The sequence below is a fragment of the Burkholderia glumae LMG 2196 = ATCC 33617 genome (assembly GCF_000960995.1).
Taxonomy (GTDB): Bacteria; Pseudomonadota; Gammaproteobacteria; order Burkholderiales; family Burkholderiaceae; genus Burkholderia; species Burkholderia glumae.
On the sequence record NZ_CP009435.1, the window covers coordinates 2,929,689 to 2,944,890 of the forward strand.

Annotated in this window: 15 protein-coding genes; 4 read left to right on the forward strand and 11 right to left on the reverse strand. The window is 70.4% G+C overall.

Annotation, left to right across the window (positions count from 1 at the left end):
• Positions 1-64: 64 nt before the first annotated feature.
• Positions 65-349 (reverse strand): hypothetical protein, encoded by a 285-nt coding sequence (locus KS03_RS32970; RefSeq protein WP_124836816.1) that lies wholly within the window; start codon positions 347-349, stop codon positions 65-67.
• Positions 350-442: 93 nt separating this feature from the next.
• Between KS03_RS32970 and KS03_RS25640 the strand changes: the two genes are divergently transcribed.
• Positions 443-2,584: a M1 family metallopeptidase gene (locus KS03_RS25640; RefSeq protein ID WP_015875823.1), complete on the forward strand. Its 2,142-nt coding sequence runs from the start codon at positions 443-445 to the stop codon at positions 2,582-2,584.
• 133 nt (positions 2,585-2,717) lie between these two features.
• On the opposite strand, the gene hutC is transcribed toward KS03_RS25640, so the two are convergent.
• From hutC to KS03_RS25675, 7 genes are all read right to left on the reverse strand, one after another.
• On the reverse strand, positions 2,718-3,455 hold the full coding sequence (gene hutC, locus KS03_RS25645; protein WP_035977846.1) for a histidine utilization repressor: 738 nt from the start codon (positions 3,453-3,455) through the stop codon (positions 2,718-2,720).
• A 62-nt stretch (positions 3,456-3,517) separates the two neighbouring features.
• Positions 3,518-5,128 (reverse strand): HAL/PAL/TAL family ammonia-lyase, encoded by a 1,611-nt coding sequence (locus KS03_RS25650; RefSeq protein WP_015875825.1) that lies wholly within the window; start codon positions 5,126-5,128, stop codon positions 3,518-3,520.
• A gap of 76 nt (positions 5,129-5,204) precedes the next feature.
• Positions 5,205-5,996, reverse strand: a complete 792-nt coding sequence (locus tag KS03_RS25655) for an ABC transporter ATP-binding protein (protein WP_015875826.1) — start codon at positions 5,994-5,996, stop codon at positions 5,205-5,207.
• A 31-nt stretch (positions 5,997-6,027) separates the two neighbouring features.
• Positions 6,028-6,774 carry an ABC transporter permease gene (locus KS03_RS25660; RefSeq protein ID WP_015875827.1) on the reverse strand — a complete coding sequence of 249 codons (747 nt, stop codon included), beginning with the start codon at positions 6,772-6,774 and terminating at the stop codon, positions 6,028-6,030.
• An 18-nt stretch (positions 6,775-6,792) separates the two neighbouring features.
• A complete protein-coding gene (locus KS03_RS25665) occupies positions 6,793-7,518 on the reverse strand; it encodes an ABC transporter permease (protein ID WP_015875828.1) in 726 nt (241 codons plus the stop codon).
• Between the two features lie 100 nt (positions 7,519-7,618).
• Entirely contained in the window at positions 7,619-8,467 is an 849-nt protein-coding gene (locus KS03_RS25670) for a transporter substrate-binding domain-containing protein (protein ID WP_015875829.1), read from the reverse strand.
• Positions 8,468-8,798: 331 nt separating this feature from the next.
• A complete protein-coding gene (locus KS03_RS25675; protein ID WP_015875830.1) occupies positions 8,799-9,722 on the reverse strand; it encodes a LysR family transcriptional regulator in 924 nt (307 codons plus the stop codon).
• Between the two features lie 110 nt (positions 9,723-9,832).
• Here KS03_RS25675 and KS03_RS25680 point away from each other — a divergent pair, with 110 nt between their 5' ends.
• Genes KS03_RS25680 through KS03_RS25690 form a run of 3 tightly spaced genes read left to right on the forward strand, consistent with a single transcriptional unit; the run spans position 9,833 to position 12,860 of the window.
• On the forward strand, positions 9,833-11,134 hold the full coding sequence (locus KS03_RS25680) for a CitMHS family transporter (RefSeq protein ID WP_015875831.1): 1,302 nt from the start codon (positions 9,833-9,835) through the stop codon (positions 11,132-11,134).
• Between the two features lie 51 nt (positions 11,135-11,185).
• On the forward strand, positions 11,186-12,559 hold the full coding sequence (locus tag KS03_RS25685) for an acyclic terpene utilization AtuA family protein (protein ID WP_045678913.1): 1,374 nt from the start codon (positions 11,186-11,188) through the stop codon (positions 12,557-12,559).
• Positions 12,546-12,860 (forward strand): AtuA-related protein, encoded by a 315-nt coding sequence (locus KS03_RS25690; RefSeq protein WP_015875833.1) that lies wholly within the window; start codon positions 12,546-12,548, stop codon positions 12,858-12,860. The genes KS03_RS25685 and KS03_RS25690 overlap by 14 nt, the downstream gene beginning before the upstream one ends.
• An 86-nt stretch (positions 12,861-12,946) precedes the next feature.
• On the opposite strand, the gene KS03_RS25695 is transcribed toward KS03_RS25690, so the two are convergent.
• From KS03_RS25695 to KS03_RS25705, 3 genes are all read right to left on the reverse strand, one after another.
• Positions 12,947-13,891, reverse strand: a complete 945-nt coding sequence (locus tag KS03_RS25695) for a GlxA family transcriptional regulator (RefSeq protein WP_015875834.1) — start codon at positions 13,889-13,891, stop codon at positions 12,947-12,949.
• Between the two features lie 102 nt (positions 13,892-13,993).
• On the reverse strand, positions 13,994-14,263 hold the full coding sequence (locus tag KS03_RS25700) for a hypothetical protein (RefSeq protein ID WP_015875835.1): 270 nt from the start codon (positions 14,261-14,263) through the stop codon (positions 13,994-13,996).
• Positions 14,256-15,008 (reverse strand): DNA/RNA non-specific endonuclease, encoded by a 753-nt coding sequence (locus KS03_RS25705; RefSeq protein ID WP_015875836.1) that lies wholly within the window; start codon positions 15,006-15,008, stop codon positions 14,256-14,258. The genes KS03_RS25700 and KS03_RS25705 overlap by 8 nt, the downstream gene beginning before the upstream one ends.
• Between the last annotated feature and the right edge of the window lie 194 nt (positions 15,009-15,202).

Consider the following 15,202-nt stretch of genomic DNA (forward strand, 5'->3'; position numbering starts at 1 on the left):
ATTCGGATCGAATGATTTAGACAATCCTGTTGTTCCATTACAAAAAATTACGATGTATATTCGCTCACGGATTCGACGGCAGCCGCCGTTCAGCCAGGCGTCGGCCCGCTGTCAGCCGAGGCCGCACGGCGGCCTTCCCGACGCGGGCCGCTGATCGGCGCCGCGCCTTGCGGCAGGCGCCGCCCGCATCGCGCAGGCGATGCCCGGGATCGGTGTCGTCGAGCCGGCACGCGCCGCAGAGCGCGGCCGCTTTGCCAACCATTTTTAAACAACAGGGCTCTCGATCATGGATTTCATTACCTGATTTACGCGTAATTCCCGCCTTCGCTTCATCCGGAGAGACAGCCATTTCATTTCGCCGCAATCGACCGGCGAGGGAGCGGTATTGCCTGCCGGTTTCAATCTGATATCAACCGTTCATTTCAACTGCAGAGGCATCGGTATGTGGAAGCGCATCCGCAACATCCGTCATCTCTCCGTGATCGGCCTGCTCGCGCTCGCCGCATGCGGCGGTGACGACGGCGGCACCGGGTCGGCCGTCTCGCTCGGCGCGGCGAACAACCCGGCCGGCACCGCCGCGCCGACCAAGGCCACGGGCAACCCCGGCACCCCGCCGGTGGAAATGCCCGACACCGTGGTGCCCGTCAACTACAAGCTCTGGTTCCGTCCGAACGACGACCTGAACCAGTTCCAGGGCCGCGCCGACGTCGAGATCAACGTCAAGCAGAACGTCAACGCGATCGTGGTGGCCGGCCATCGCATCCAGTTCAGCAACGGCAAGCTCACGCTGCAACCCGGCAACATCCAGCTGATCGCCACGCCCCAGGGCCAGGGCGATTACTACCAGCTGCGCCCCGCCAGCGGCACGATCCCGCGCGGCAGCTACTCGCTGCACATGGAATGGCAGGGCGTCATCAATTTCGATTCGCACGGCGATCCGGCCAAGGGCACGGTCGGCAGCTGCGACAACGATCCCTATCCGGGCTGCTCGGCCGCCGAGGGCCTGTTCCGCGTCGATCTGGTCGGCACCGACGGCACCTCCAGCGGCGCGGTGCTCACGCAGGGCGAATCGGACCTCTCGCGCCAATGGTTCCCGGGTTGGGACGAGCCCGCGTTCCGCCCCACCTATGAAGTGTCGGCCGAGGTGCCGCAGGCGTGGCGCGTGGTGTCGAACGCGGCCGAGAAACCGGCCGCCAACATCGGTGGCGGCTACAAGCTGGTGTCGTTCGAGAAGACCCCGCCGATGCCGTCGTACCTGCTGTTCTTCGGCGGCGGCAAGTTCGATACGCTGGAGGACGACTTCACGAGCCCGCTGCCCGGCGGCAAGGGTCTGCACCTGCGCATCTTCACGCCGCCCGGCATGAGCGAATGGGCCAAGCCGGCGATGAACGAGACCAAGCAGGCGCTCGACTACTACTACCGCTATACCGGCATCCCGCTGCCGCTGACGAAGTTCGACACGATCGCCGCGAACGACAAGTTCAAGGCGCAGAAGGACCTGAACTTCGGCGGCATGGAGAACTGGGGGGCGATCCTGGAGTTCGCCGACGACATCCTGCCCAAGCCGGGCACGCCGATGTCGCGCTATGGCCTCACGGTGCTGACGCACGAGGCCGCGCACCAGTGGTTCGGCGATCTCGTCACGCTCGACTGGTGGGACGACGTCTGGCTCAACGAGTCGTTCGCGACGTACTTCGAGACGCGCACCGCGATCCAGTTCCATCCTGACGTGTTCACCTGGGTGCAGGACGCCGGCAACAAGGCGGCCGTGATCAAGGCCGACATCGGCCCCAAGGCGTTCCCGGTGCAGCCGAACTTCAACGCCTTCGGTTCGAACGACTTCGTGATCAACGCCGGCACCTTCGTCTATGACAAGGGCGGCCACGTGCTGAAGATGCTGGAGGGCTATCTCGGCGACGAGGTGATGCGCAAGGGCCTGCAGCAGTATCTGGCCGACTATTCGTTCGGCAACGGCACGCCGCAGCGGCTGTGGGATGCGCTGTCGAACGCGAGCGGCCAGAAGGTCGGCCCGATCGGCGACAGCTTCGTGCGCCAGACCGGGGTGCCGCTGCTGTCGCTCGACACGCAGTGCGACCTGACGAAGAACCAGAACGTCGTCACGCTGAAACAGGCACCGTTCCCGAATCAGAACGCCTATCCCGGCACGCAGTGGACGATCCCGGTGACGCTCGCGTATGGCGACGGCCTCATCAATCGCAAGACGCTCGCGCTCTCCGACACGCAGACGCAGGTGCGGCTCGACGGCTGCTCGGCGGTGCTGGCGAACCCCACCGGCTTCGACTACTACGTGACGAACTACAGCGACACCGCCTGGAGCGCGCTGCTGCCGCAACTGTCGCGCGTGACCGATCCGGTCCTGCTGACCAACCTGCGCAACGACGCGGCGCTGCTGGTCAGCAACCAGCTCGCGCCGGCCTCGCGCACGGCCGCGCTGACCTCGGTGAGCGGCCCGGCGGCGGTCTCGCTGCGGCAGATGGCAGGCGCGCCGTCGATGGTGCGCCAGATCCGGCCGGTGGTGCGGTATCACGGCAAGTTCGTGGCCCGGCAGCGGCAGGTGCAATAAGGTGCAGTAAGCCCGGGCCGAGCAGCGCGCGGCGCTTGCCTTCCGGCGCCGCGCCCTGCGCCCTCCACGCCCCCGCATCGTCTCGATGCGGGGGCGTTTTGCTTGGCAACGGTTCGCGCGCCCCGCCCGGCGCTCACATGCTGCCGGCCAGGTGAAAGCGCGAGGCCGGGTGCCAGAGCTGCACGGCGGTGGCCACCGCCTCGCCGACCCAGGTGCGCCGCCACATCAGCAGGCACGGCTCGCCGATCTCCATGGACAGATGGCGGCGGATCGGCGCCTCGGGCTTGCGCGCATAGATGCGGAAGTCGGCGCGCTGGATTGGCGCGAGCCGCACCATGTAGCGGTTCGGCGTCTCGGCCGTGAAGTCCTGCTCCAGGTACTGCGGAAACACCCGTGGGTTCACGTAGCGATCCTCGTACTGGATCGGCTCGCCTTCCTCGTAATGGACGATCAGCGAATGGAACACCGGGCCGGCCGCCAGATCGAGCGCGGCGCACGCCTGCGGATCGAGGCTCGCCTCCAGCAGCAGCACCTTCGCGCTGTGATGGTGCCCGCGCGCCACGATCTCGTCGGCGATGTTGCGCACGTCGAGCACGGTGGATTCGACGTCGCGCGGCGCGACGAAGGTGCCCGAGCCCTGCACGCGCGTGAGCACGCGTTCGGCGGTCAGTTCGCGCAGCGCGCGCGAGACGGTCATGCGCGCCACGCCGAATTCCTTCACGAGCTCGGTTTCGGACGGGATCATCTCGCCGGGCTTCCAGGTGCCGCTGGCGATGTGGCCGATCACGTAGCGCTTGATCTGCTCATAGGCGGGCGCCGGCTTGCGCCCCCCCGCCGGCTGCTGCGCATCGTCCACTGGATTCCTGATCATCGTTGTTCTCGACTTCGTCGGTGAGGGGCGATCGGCCGGCCGCGACCGCAGGAGGCCGCCGGTCAGCCGCCGATCGCCGCGGGCAGCACGTCGTTGGCCGACGCCAGCGGGCCGCCCGCCGAGGGCGGCGCCGCATCCGACACCAGCGTGCCCGCCACCGGCCGCACCGTCACGGGGTCCGGCAGCGGCGGCGGCGCGCCGTCGGCGATCAGCCGGAACGCGAACGCGATGTCGTCGGCGAGCGGCCGGTCATCGCGGTAGGTCGCGATCTCGCCGCGAATCCGCGCATGCAGGGCCTCCGTGTAGGGCGCGCGCGCCGCCTCGACCGGCTGCAGATCATAGGCCTGCGCGGCGGCGAGCAATTCTATCCCAAGTATCCGGCAGCTATTTTCGATCACCACCAGCGCCTTCAGCGCGGCCGGCGTGGCATGGCACAGGTGGTCCTCCTGCAGGCCCGAGGTCACGCCGCCGTCGAGGCTCGCGGGCGCCGCCTCGCGGCGGTTCTGGGCGACCAGCGAGGCCGCCGTGTACTGCGCGATCATGAAGCCCGAGCGCGTGCCGCCCGGCTGCGCGAGAAAGGCCGGCAGCCCGCTCACCAGCGGATTGACGAGCCGGTCGATGCGCCGCTCGGCCATCGCCGCGACCTGCGCCACGGCCACCGCCAGGCTGTCCATCGCCAGCGCGATCGAGGCGCCCACCGCGTGCGCCTGGGAAAACACGCGCGGCGCGTCGGGCGTGCCCGTCACGATCGGGTTGTCGGTGGTGGAAGCCAGTTCGCGGTTGACCACCTCGGCGGTGGCCGCGTGCACGTCGCGCGCGGCGCCGTGCACGTGCGGGATGGTGCGCATGCTAAGCGGGTCCTGCGTATGGCGGCCGAGCGCGGCCGCGAGCAGCCCGCTGCCGTCGAGCGCGGCGCGCATGCGCGCCCCCACCTCGGCGAGCCCCGGCGAGACGCGAAACGCGAGCGCCTCGGCATCGAAGGCGGCCATCTGGCCGCCGAGATTCTCGAAGCTCATCGCCGACACGGCGTCGGCCCAGTCGAGCAGCCGCCCGGCGCGCTGCAGCGCGAGCGCGGCCAGGCCGGTCACGCAGGGCGTGCCGTTCACGAGGCTCAGGCCCTCCTTGGCGCCGAGCGAGAGCGGCGCGAGCCCGAGCCGGGCCAGCGCGTCGGCGCCCGTCAGCCGCTCGCCGCGCCACCGCACGTGGCCCGCGCCGACGCAGACCAGCGCGATATGCGCCATGTGGCTCAGGTAGCCGACCGAGCCGAGCGCCGGCACCTCGGGCAGGCAGTCCGCCTCGAGCAGCACCGCGAGCCGCTCCACCACCTCCACGCGCACGCCCGAATGCCCGTGCGCGAAGTTGTTGATCGCGGCGGCCATGATCGCGCGCGTCTCCTCGCGGCCGAGCGGCGCGCCCACGCCCACCGCGTGGCTCATCAGGATGTGGTGCGAGAGATCGTGCTGGTCGGCGGGCGACACCACCACGTCGCAGAGCGCGCCCACGCCGGTGTTCATGCCATAGGCGCGGATCGCGCGCGAGACGATCTGCTCGACCAGCTCGCGCGCGGCGACGATGCTCGCACGCGCCGCGTCGGAAAGGTGCAGCGGCGCCCCGGCGGCGACGGCGGCGATGTCGCGCCAGTCGAGCGGGCGCTCGGAACGAAGGATGGCCATGGCGGTACCTGCGGATCGGACGATGATGAGGTGGACGGACTACCGTTGCATCCGCAACCTTCGTCCGGATGGTGAATCAGTTGGCATTGCGGTCCTCGTGGCCCGACACGAAGCGGCGGAACCGCTCGGACTTCTGCTCGCCGAACACCTCGTCGGGCGTGCCGTCCGAATCCACCTGCCCCTGGTGCAGGAACATCACGCGGTTCGATACGTGCCGCGCGAAGCCCATCTCGTGCGTGACCACCAGCATCGTGCGGCCCTCCTCGGCGAGCGAGCGCATCACGCGCAGCACCTCGCCCACCAGCTCCGGATCGAGCGCCGAGGTCGGCTCGTCGAACAGCATCACCTTCGGATGCATGGCCAGCGCGCGCGCGATCGCCACGCGCTGCTGCTGGCCGCCCGACAGATGCGCCGGATAGTGGCCGCGCCGCTCGGCCAGGCCGACCCGCGCGAGCAGCGCCTCGGCCTCCTCCACCGCCTCGGCGCGGCTGCGCTTCAACACCCGCATCGGCCCCTCGATCACGTTCTCCAGCACCGTCATGTGCGACCAGAGGTTGAAGTTCTGGAACACCATGCCCAGGCGCGAGCGCACCCGGTCCACCTGGCGCCGGTCGGCCGGCTGCAGCGTGCCGTCGCGGCGGCGCGTCATCTTCAGTTCCTCGCCGGCCAGCGTCACGGCGCCGTCGTCGGGGATCTCGAGCAGGTTCAGGCAGCGCAGGAAGGTGCTCTTGCCCGAGCCGCTCGCGCCGAGGATCGAGATCACGTCGCCCTCGTGCGCGTCGAGCGAGATGCCCTTGAGCACGTGGTGATCACCGAACGACTTGTGGATGTTGCGCGCGGACAGCGCGACGGGATTGACGGCAGGCATGCGTGTCTCCAACTGGGAATGGGGCGATCGCTCAGGGCGCGGCGCGGCGCGCCTCGAGCGTGGCGGCGGTGGGCGCCGCCAGCGCCGGCGCGGCGCGCAGGTGGCGTGAGAGCCGCGCCTCGACGCAGCCGAGCACGCGCACCACGAAGAAGTTCAGGAACAGGTAGATCAGCGCCGCGCAGGCGAACACCTCGGTGGTGCGGTAGGTCTGCTGGATGATCTGCTGCGCGACGCCCGTGACCTCCCACACCGTCACCAGGCTCGCGAGCGCGGTGGATTTGACGAGCAGCACCGCTTCGGTCGAGTAAGCCGGCAGGCACTGGCGCAGCGCGATCGGGCCGATCACGCGGCGCAGCAGCGCGAAGCCCGACAGGCCGATCGCCTGGCCGGCCTCGATCTGCCCGACCGGCACCGCCATCAGGCCGCCGCGGATGATCTCGGCCGTGTAGCCGGCGGTACAGAGCGCGAGCGAGAGCACCGCGCACACGTAGGGCTCGCGCAGCACCGGCCACAGGAAGCTCTCGCGGATCACGCCGAACTGGCCGAGCCCGTAGTAGACGAGGAACATCTGGATCAGGAGCGGCGAGCCGCGGAACACCAGGATGTAGGCGCGCGCGAAGCGGTTCGGCAGCCAGTGCGGCGACACGCGCAGCGTGACGATCACGAGCGAGAGCAGCCCGCCCAGCACCAGCGACAGGAAGAACAGCCCCAGCGTGGTCGGCACGGCGGCGATCAGCTGCCGCATGGTGTCGAGCAGGAACGGAAAATCGATAGGCATGAGGTGGCCGCCGTGACGTCAGTTGCGTGCGAAGCTGCGCTTGAACGAGCGGCCCACGCGCGCCTCGGCCGTGCCGAAGACGCGGTTCGAGAGGCTCGTCATCAGCAGGTACAGCACGCCGCCCGCGACGAAGAACAGGAAATACTCGTGGGTGGAGCCGGCCGCCACCTGGGTGGCGCGCAGCAGTTCGGCCAGCCCCGTCACCGAGATCAGCGCCGAATCCTTCAGGCTCAGCTGCCAGACGTTGCCGAGGCCCGGCAGCGCGAAGCGCAGCACCTGCGGAATCAGCACGCGGCGCACGGCCGTCAGGCGCGGCATGCCGATCGCGCGCGCGGCCTCGAGCTCGCCGCGCGAGACGGCCAGCACCGCGGCGCGATACACCTCGGCCTGGTAGGCGCCCGAGATCATGCCCACCGCCACCGCGCCGATCGCGAACGGCGGCACGCCGACGAAGCCGTCGGCGCCGAACCACTGGCCGACCGTGGTGACGAGCGAGGAGCCGCCGAAGTAGAACAGGTAGATCACCAGCAGCTCGGGCACGCCGCGGAACACGGTGGTGTAGGCATCGCCGAGCACGCGCAGGGTACGCCGCCGCGACAGCTTCAGGGCGGCCACCAGGCCGCCGAACACCGAGCCGATCGCGAGCGCGGACAAGGTGAGCACGATCGTCATCAGCGCGCCGAGCAGCAGCACGCTGCCCCAGCCCTGCGATCCGAAACCGAGCATGGTGATGAGAGACGACATGGCGGCTACCCCAGGCAAACCAGATGATCCAGCACGACCGGACTGACGCCGCGCGCCCCGCCGGGCGCGGCACGCGGCGCCGCGAGAGCCGGCGCGACGCTTACGGCGTCACGTCGGTCTTGAACCACTTCATCGACAGCTTCTTGATGGTGCCGTCGGCTTTCGCGGCCGTGATCGCCGCGTCGAACTTCGCCTTCAGGTCGGTGTCGGTCTTGCGGAACGCCAGGCCCTCGCCCTGCCCCCACACCGGCCCCGTGATGACCGGGCCGGCCGGCACCACGTGCGACTTGCCGGCGTTCGCGGTGTAGTAGGTGATGTCGTCGAACGACGCGTCGATGCGGCCGTTGGCGAGATCCAGGTCGCGCTCGGGCGCGCTCTTGTAGACGCGCACCGAGGCCACGTCCTTGAAGTTGTTGTTGATGAAGGCCGTGTAGATCGTGCCCGACTGCAGGCCGATGGTCTTGCCCTTGAGCGCGCTGCGCAGCATCTCGATGGCGGGCGCGGCGCTGCGCGCGTCGTTGTCGAGCCGCACCGCGCCCAGCGCCGGCGACGACTTCGGCAGGATCTTGGTGTCGGCCACCGCGAAGGTGGCCGGCGTGGCCGCGTAGGGCTGCGAGAACGCGAGGATCTTCTCGCGGTCGGGCGTGATCGAGATCGCATCCATCAGCACGTCGAACTTGCCGGCCTGCAGGCCCGGGATCATGCCGTCCCAGTCCTGCGTGACGAGCTTGCACTGCAATTGCGCGTGCGCGCAGAGATTCTCGACCAACTCGGGCTCGAAGCCGCCCAGCTTGCCGCCCGGCAAGGTCAGGTTCCACGGCGCATAGCTGCCGTCGAGCGCGATCGTGACGGACTTCCAGTCCTTCGCCTGCACGGACCCGGCCATCAGCGCGGATCCGAGGACCGCTCCGATCACGAGCGTTGCGAGACGGCTGTGCTTACTCTTCATGTCGACATTCCCCATAGGTTCGGAATTTCCCTGCCACACCACGATCAACGCTGATCTTGTATAGACAAGAATGGGTGAACAAAATAACCTTGGCAAGCGATTTCGAGAAAAGCGGCGGCACGCCGGGGAAGACCGTCACAAGCTTGTCACGCCTGGGTTTGGCGCGAATTCTACGGGGCTGTCACGGAGCCGGCGAGCCGTCCGGCTTGGTGATTTCGCCCACGCGCGCGAAGATACCTAGTCAACTGAACAATCGGTTGCACCGTTGCACTCGGCGCCTTTCGCTGCCGCCCGGCGCGCGTCTTTGCGCACGCGCGGCCGTCGCTTTCCATCAGGGCGGCGGCGGTTGCACCGCGCCGTGCAACCCGTGCGCGACGAGCGCCGCCGCGAATGCCTCGGCGATGCGCGGCAGCGTGCGGCCGCGCCGCTTCACGAGCGCGACGGGCCGCACGAAGCCCGCCTCGGCAATCGGCCGCGCCACCAGTTCGGGCTCGGCCAGCACCTCGCGTGCCGAGGCCGGCAGGATCGTCACGCCGAGCCCGCCGCGCACCATCGCCACCGCCGTCATCATGCAGGTCGGCTCGCAGGCCAGCTCGGGCATGGGACCGGCCCCGGCCGCGGCCGCGAGCGCCGTGTCGACCACCGCGCGCACGCTGGTGCCGCGCGCGGTCAGCACCAGCGGCTGTGCCAGCAGGTCGGCGGCCGTCACGCGGCGCCGCCGCGCGAGCCGATGCCCGCGCGGGCACACCACCACCAGCCGGTCCGCGCCCGCGTGCAGCACCTCCAGCGCCGGGTCCACGCGCTCGCCGCCCGTCAGCCCGAGATCGACCTCCTCGCCGCGCACCAGCGCGTCCACCGCGCTTGCCACCACGTCGCGAATCTCGAAGCGCGCCTGCGGCACCCGCCGCCGGAACTCGCGGATCAGGTCGGGCAGCACGCTGGCCGCGAAGGTCGGCAGGCAGGCCAGCCGCACCGTGCCGGCGGTGCCGTCGCCGAACGCGCGCGCATCGCGCAGCACGCGCTCCATGTCGTCGAGCGAGCGCTGCAGCAGCGGCAGCAGCTCGCGGCCGGTCTGCGTGAGCGCCACGCTGCGGCTGTTGCGGTCGAACAGGCGCGCGCCCACGGTCTGCTCGAGGCGCCGGATCTGCACCGTCAGCGCCGGCTGCGAGAGATGCAGGCGCGCGGCCGCGCGCGTGAAGTTGCCGGCCTGCGCGACGGTGACGAACGCGCGAAGCTCGCGCAGGTTCAGGTCCATGTCTCATCCATAACGAAGCGTGATTGCTGCGATCAAATCATTTCAATTGTGTTATCGCGGTGGCGAAACTACGCTCGCCCTCATCGAAACACAAGACCGGAGACACCATGATGCTGCCCTTGCTGGGGCTCGCCACCATCGTCGTGCTGCTCGGCACGATCCTCACGCGGCGGCTCTCGCCGCTCGTGGCGCTGATCGTGGTGCCGCTGGCCGCCGCGCTCGCGGGCGGCTTCGGGCTGCAGGTGGGCGGCTTCGTGGTGGGCGGGCTTAAGAATCTCGCGCCGGTGGTGGGCATGTTCGTGTTCGCGATCCTCTATTTCGGCACCATCACCGATGCCGGCACGCTCGACCCGATCATCGACCGGATCCTGCGCGCGGTGGGCACGCGCCCCACGCGCATCGTGGTCGGCACCACGCTGCTCGCGCTGCTGATCCACCTGGACGGCTCGGGCGCCGTCTGCTTCCTCGTCACGATCCCGGCCATGCTGCCGCTCTACGACCGCCTGAAGATGGACCGGCGCGTGCTCGCCGCGGCCGTGTCGATGGCGGCCGGCATCAACTTCCTGCCCTGGACGGGGCCGATGATCCGCGCCTCGGCCTCGCTGCACCTGCCGGTCTCCGCGCTGTTCAACCCGCTGATCCCGGTGCAGGCCGTGGGCCTCGCGTTCGTGTTCGGCGCCGCGTACTGGCTGGGCCGCCGCGAGCAAGCGCGGCTCGGCATCGCCGCGCACGGCGCGATCCCGATCCCCGAGCGGGTGCTGACGCCCGACCAGCAGGCGCTGCGCCGCCCGCACCTGTTCGGCTTCAATCTGGCGCTGACGGTGCTGGTGCTCGGCAGCATGGTGGTGCTGGGCGAGCGGGTGCCGCCCGCGCTGACCTTCATGGTGGGCTTCTGCATCGCGCTGGTGGTCAACTATCCCGACGTCGAGATGCAGCGCCGGCGCATCGACGCCCACGCGCGCGCCGCGCTGATGATGGCCGGCATCCTGCTCGCCGCCGGCGTGTTCACCGGCATCATGCAGGGCAGCGGCATGCTCGAGGCGATGGCGGGCGCGGCGGTGGGCTTCGTGCCGCCGTCGATGGCCGGCCACATCCCGGTCGCGCTCGGGCTGCTCGCGATGCCGCTGAGCCTGCTGTTCGATCCCGATTCGTTCTACTTCGGCGTGCTGCCCGTGATCGCCGAGGTCGCCGGGCGGCTCGGCGTGCCGGCCGTGCAGGTGGGCCAGGCCGCCCTGCTCGGCCAGATGACCACCGGCTTTCCCGTCAGCCCGCTCACGCCGGCCACCTTCCTGGTGGTCGGACTGTGCGGCATCGATCTGGCCGAGCACCAGAAATTCACGTTCCCGCTGCTGTTCGGCGCCTCCGTCGTGATGACGATCGCCGCCGTCGCGCTCGGCGTGTTCCCGCTCTGACGCGATGACGGCGCGATCCCTGTCGTTGCGTGCGCAACCGGACCATTTACCATGACCGTCCCTACCCTGGATCGTCCGATCCGGCTCGGCGCCGGCGCCGGCTATTCCGGCGACCGCATCGAGCCCGCCGTCGAGCTGGCCGAGCACGGCGCGCTCGACTACCTGATCTTCGAATGCCTGGCCGAGCGCACCATCGCGATCGCGCAGCAGGCGCGCCGCGCCGATCCCGCGCTCGGCTACGACCCGCTGCTCGGCGCGCGGATGCGCGCGGTGCTGCCCGCGGCCGCCGCCGGCGGCGTGCGGATCATCTCGAACATGGGCGCCGCGAACCCGCTCGCAGCCGCGCGCGAGACCGCGCGGATCGCGGCCTCGCTGGGCCTGGGCCGGCTGCGCGTGGCGGCCGTGAGCGGCGACGACGTGCTCGCGCCGGTACTGGGCGGCGCGTTCCGCTTCCTCGAATCGGGCGACGCGGTGACCGACTATCGCGAGCGCATCGTGGCGGCCAACGCCTATCTCGGCGCCGAGCCGATCGTCGCCGCGCTGGCCGCCGGCGCCGACGTGGTGCTGACCGGCCGCGTGGCCGACCCGGCGCTGTTCGCCGCGCCGCTGATCCATGCATTCGGCTGGCCGATGGACGACTGGACGCGTCTCGGGCAGGCCACCGTGGTGGGCCATCTGCTCGAATGCGCGGGCCAGGTCACGGGCGGCTATTTCGCCGATCCCGGCTGGCTGGACGTGCCGGATCTGGCGCGGCTCGGCTTTCCGATCGGCGAGGTGTCGGCCGACGGCGCCGCGACCATCACCAAGCTCGCGCGCGCCGGCGGCTGCGTGAGCGTGGACACCTGCAAGCAGCAGTTGCTCTACGAGATCCACGATCCGGCCTGCTACCTGCAGCCCGACGTGAGCGCCGATTTCAGCGCCGTGCGGGTCGTGCCCGACGGCCCCGACCGCGTGCGCGTGACGGGCGGCGCCGGCCGCGCGCGGCCCGACACGCTGAAGGTGTCGGTGGCCTACACCGACGGCCATGTCGGCGAAGGCCAGATCTCGTATGGCGGCCCCGGCGCAACGGCGCGCGCGCGGCTGGCCGGCCAGATCGTGCGCGAGCGCCTGGCGCTGACCGGCGTGGCGGTGAGCGAGCTGCGCATCGACCTGATCGGCGTGAACGCGCTGTACGGCAACACGCTGGCCGGCCCGCGCGACGAGCCCGCCGAAGTGCGCCTGCGCGTGGCGGGCCGCACCGCCACGGCGGCCGACGCGGCGCGGATCGGCAACGAGGTGGAAACGCTCTATACCAACGGGCCGGCCGGCGGCGGCGGCGTGACGAAGGCCGCGCGCGAGGTGCTGGCCGTGCAGTCGGTGCTGCTGCCGCGCGAGCTGGTGCGGCCCGTTTTCACGATGGTGGAGGCCGACGATGCAACTGCGTGAACTCGCGCATTCGCGCACCGGCGACAAGGGCAACACGTTGAACGTCTCGGTGATCTGCCGCGATCCGCGGCACTACGCCCATGTGCGCGAGCATCTGAGCGCCGCGCGCGTGAAGGCCTGGCTCGGCGCGTTCGTGCGGGGCGAGGTGGTGCGCCACGAGCTGCCGGCGCTGGCCGCCTTCAATTTCGTGCTCGGCGAGGCGCTGGGCGGCGGCGTCACGCGCTCGCTGGCGCTCGATGCCCACGGCAAGTCGGTCAGCTCGGCGCTGCTCGCGATCGAGGTGCCGGCGCCGCCGGACTGAGGCCGTGAATCGGGCCGGCGCCGCCACGCGCGGCGGCCGTGCGCCCGGATGCTCGCCGTCCGCCGTGGCGGCGCCGCGCGGCCGCCTCAGCCGCCGCGCGCCTCGCGCCGTACCGCCTGGGGCGGCACGCCGAAGCCGCGCACGAATGCCTCGCGCAGGTGGCGGCGGTCGCGAAAGCCCGTCTCGCGCGCGATCACCTCGAGCGGATGCGTGCCGCGCTCGACCATCAGGCGCGCCGCCTCCAGCCGCAGCCCCTCGACCGCCCTGGCCGGCGACTGCCCCGTCTCGAGCGTAAACACGCGGCTGAACTGGCGCGGGCTCAGATGCGCGGCGGTGGCCAGCTCCTCCACCGACAGCGAACGATGCAGGTTCTGCCGCGCATAGTTCAGCGCGTTCTGGATGCGATCCGACTTCGGCGCGAGTTCGAGCATCTCCGAGTGCTGCGACTGGCCGCCCGCGCGCCGCTGATGCATCACCAGCTTGTGCGCGACCGAGCGCGCCAGGTCGGCGCCCAGGTCCTGCTCGACCATCGCCAGCGCCAGGTCGAGCCCGGCCGTCATGCCCGCCGAGGTCCAGACCGGCCCGTCCACGATGTAGATGCGATCGTCCTCCATCCGGACCGCCGGATGCGCCTGCCGCAGCGCCCGCGCGAAGGCCCAGTGCGTGGTGGCGCGGCGCCCGTCGAGCAGCCCCGCCTCGGCCAGCACGAAGCCGCCGGTGCAGATGCCCGCCACCCGGCGCGCGCGGCCGCTGGAACGGCGCAGGAACGCGACCAGATCGTCCGGCGGCGGCACCGCCAGCGGATCGATCACGCCCACCACCAGCCAGCTATCGACGCCGCCGCGCGGCGCCGGCGCCCGTGTCTCGACCCGCATGCCGAGCGACGAGCGCTGCGGGCCGCCCGCGATCGAATAATTCTCGACCGCGTAGAACGGCGTGCCGGCCACCAGGTTCGCCACCTCGAACACGGTCTGGGACGCCAGCGCCATGATCTGAAACCCGTCGCTGAGCAGATATCCGATTCGATGCATGGCCGGCCCCGATAGGTCGATGTCCTGAAGCAGTACCTTATACCGCATTCGCGCCGCGCCCGCGCCCGTGACGGCGCCGCGCGGCCGGCGCGGCGGGCCGGCTCAGAACGGGTTCGCGATCCGGCCGGTGGGCGCCGGCGGCTCGTCGGCGAGCTTCGCGGGCAGGTCGGGCACCGCCTCGAGCGCCTCGACGATGCTGGCGAACACGGCCAGCAGCGCCTGGGCGCGCTTCAGCCCGGCCTGGTCGCGGGCGATCTCGAGCTCGCCGCTCACGCGGATGCGCGACGGATCGTTGCTGATGGTCAGCGCGTCGCCGGCCAGGTTGACGACGGTGCTGTCGTCGGCAAATGCGGGGAAATTCGTCTTAGACACCGGACAGCCCTCCTACCTTCATATCCTTCAGTCGTTCCGGCACGCCGGGGAAACGCAGCCCGCTGGCGGCCTCCAGTTGATGCACGGTTTCGATATCGTAGCGCTTCACGTCGGCATTCTTCACGACGATCGCGAACGCCACGCGCCGCGCCGGCAGGTAGACCAGCTTGAAGATCTCGGTCGGCACGATCACGCGGCTCGCGCCGATCGTCTGCAGTTCGCTGCCATGGAACATCGGGCCGGTCACCACGTAGGCCTCGCCGTCGCGCATCGCCATCGCGCGCACCGCTTCCTCCACGCGGGCCCACAGGCGCCGGTTGTTCTGCGGGTTCTGCGGAATCATGTTCGCCAGCGAGAACGATTCGGCCATCGCCACATCGTTCCAGCGGTCGCCCGCCGGGCTCATGTGGCCGCGGTCGAAGCCGCTGCGCCGGTAGTCGGCCAGCGTCGCGCCCTCGCCCGCCGGCAGGCGCGTTTCCGCGAAGAAGCGATTGGTGCGCACCTCGTCCCTGGCGTCGGCCAGATGGGCGGCGGTCAGATGCTCGGCCGACCAGAGCGGCGTGTGCGTGATGCCGGAGTGCAGCACCGCGAAGTCGGAATAACAGAGCAGGCGCGCCTGCCTGACCATCTTCGGATTCGTCAGTTCGGGCTCGAGGCCCGCCGGGGAAAACTGCGAACACGGCGCGGCGTGGATGCTCGCCGCGATCGACAGCAGGCCCAGCGCGGCTAACCATTTCATCGTCATGCGTCTTTTTCGAGAAAAAAGGGCGCATTGTAGCGGGACGATTCACCCGCGTGGGCGCCGGTGAGCACGTCAGGTCGATCTTTTTCGGGATTGACGGCGGGGATGCCGCGATCGCTTCGGCGGCGGCGGCACCGGTCTTGGCGGCCCGAGGCCGGGCGTGGCGGCCGGCGCCGCCCGCCGCCCGGCCGACGTTC

Excerpts from the sequence above, each read along its gene's own strand:
- hutC (WP_035977846.1), bottom strand. The coding sequence starts at position 3,455 with ATGATCAGGAATCCAGTGGACGATGCGCAGCAGCCGGCGGGGGGGCGC.
- KS03_RS25680 (WP_015875831.1), top strand. The coding sequence starts at position 9,833 with ATGCTGCCCTTGCTGGGGCTCGCCACCATCGTCGTGCTGCTCGGCACG.
- KS03_RS25640 (WP_015875823.1), top strand. The coding sequence starts at position 443 with ATGTGGAAGCGCATCCGCAACATCCGTCATCTCTCCGTGATCGGCCTG.
- KS03_RS25665 (WP_015875828.1), bottom strand. The coding sequence starts at position 7,518 with ATGTCGTCTCTCATCACCATGCTCGGTTTCGGATCGCAGGGCTGGGGC.
- KS03_RS25660 (WP_015875827.1), bottom strand. The coding sequence starts at position 6,774 with ATGCCTATCGATTTTCCGTTCCTGCTCGACACCATGCGGCAGCTGATC.
- KS03_RS25675 (WP_015875830.1), bottom strand. The coding sequence starts at position 9,722 with ATGGACCTGAACCTGCGCGAGCTTCGCGCGTTCGTCACCGTCGCGCAG.
- KS03_RS32970 (WP_124836816.1), bottom strand. The coding sequence starts at position 349 with ATGGCTGTCTCTCCGGATGAAGCGAAGGCGGGAATTACGCGTAAATCA.
- KS03_RS25650 (WP_015875825.1), bottom strand. The coding sequence starts at position 5,128 with ATGGCCATCCTTCGTTCCGAGCGCCCGCTCGACTGGCGCGACATCGCC.
- KS03_RS25705 (WP_015875836.1), bottom strand. The coding sequence starts at position 15,008 with ATGACGATGAAATGGTTAGCCGCGCTGGGCCTGCTGTCGATCGCGGCG.
- KS03_RS25695 (WP_015875834.1), bottom strand. The coding sequence starts at position 13,891 with ATGCATCGAATCGGATATCTGCTCAGCGACGGGTTTCAGATCATGGCG.
- KS03_RS25655 (WP_015875826.1), bottom strand. The coding sequence starts at position 5,996 with ATGCCTGCCGTCAATCCCGTCGCGCTGTCCGCGCGCAACATCCACAAG.
- KS03_RS25685 (WP_045678913.1), top strand. The coding sequence starts at position 11,186 with ATGACCGTCCCTACCCTGGATCGTCCGATCCGGCTCGGCGCCGGCGCC.
- KS03_RS25670 (WP_015875829.1), bottom strand. The coding sequence starts at position 8,467 with ATGAAGAGTAAGCACAGCCGTCTCGCAACGCTCGTGATCGGAGCGGTC.
- KS03_RS25690 (WP_015875833.1), top strand. The coding sequence starts at position 12,546 with ATGCAACTGCGTGAACTCGCGCATTCGCGCACCGGCGACAAGGGCAAC.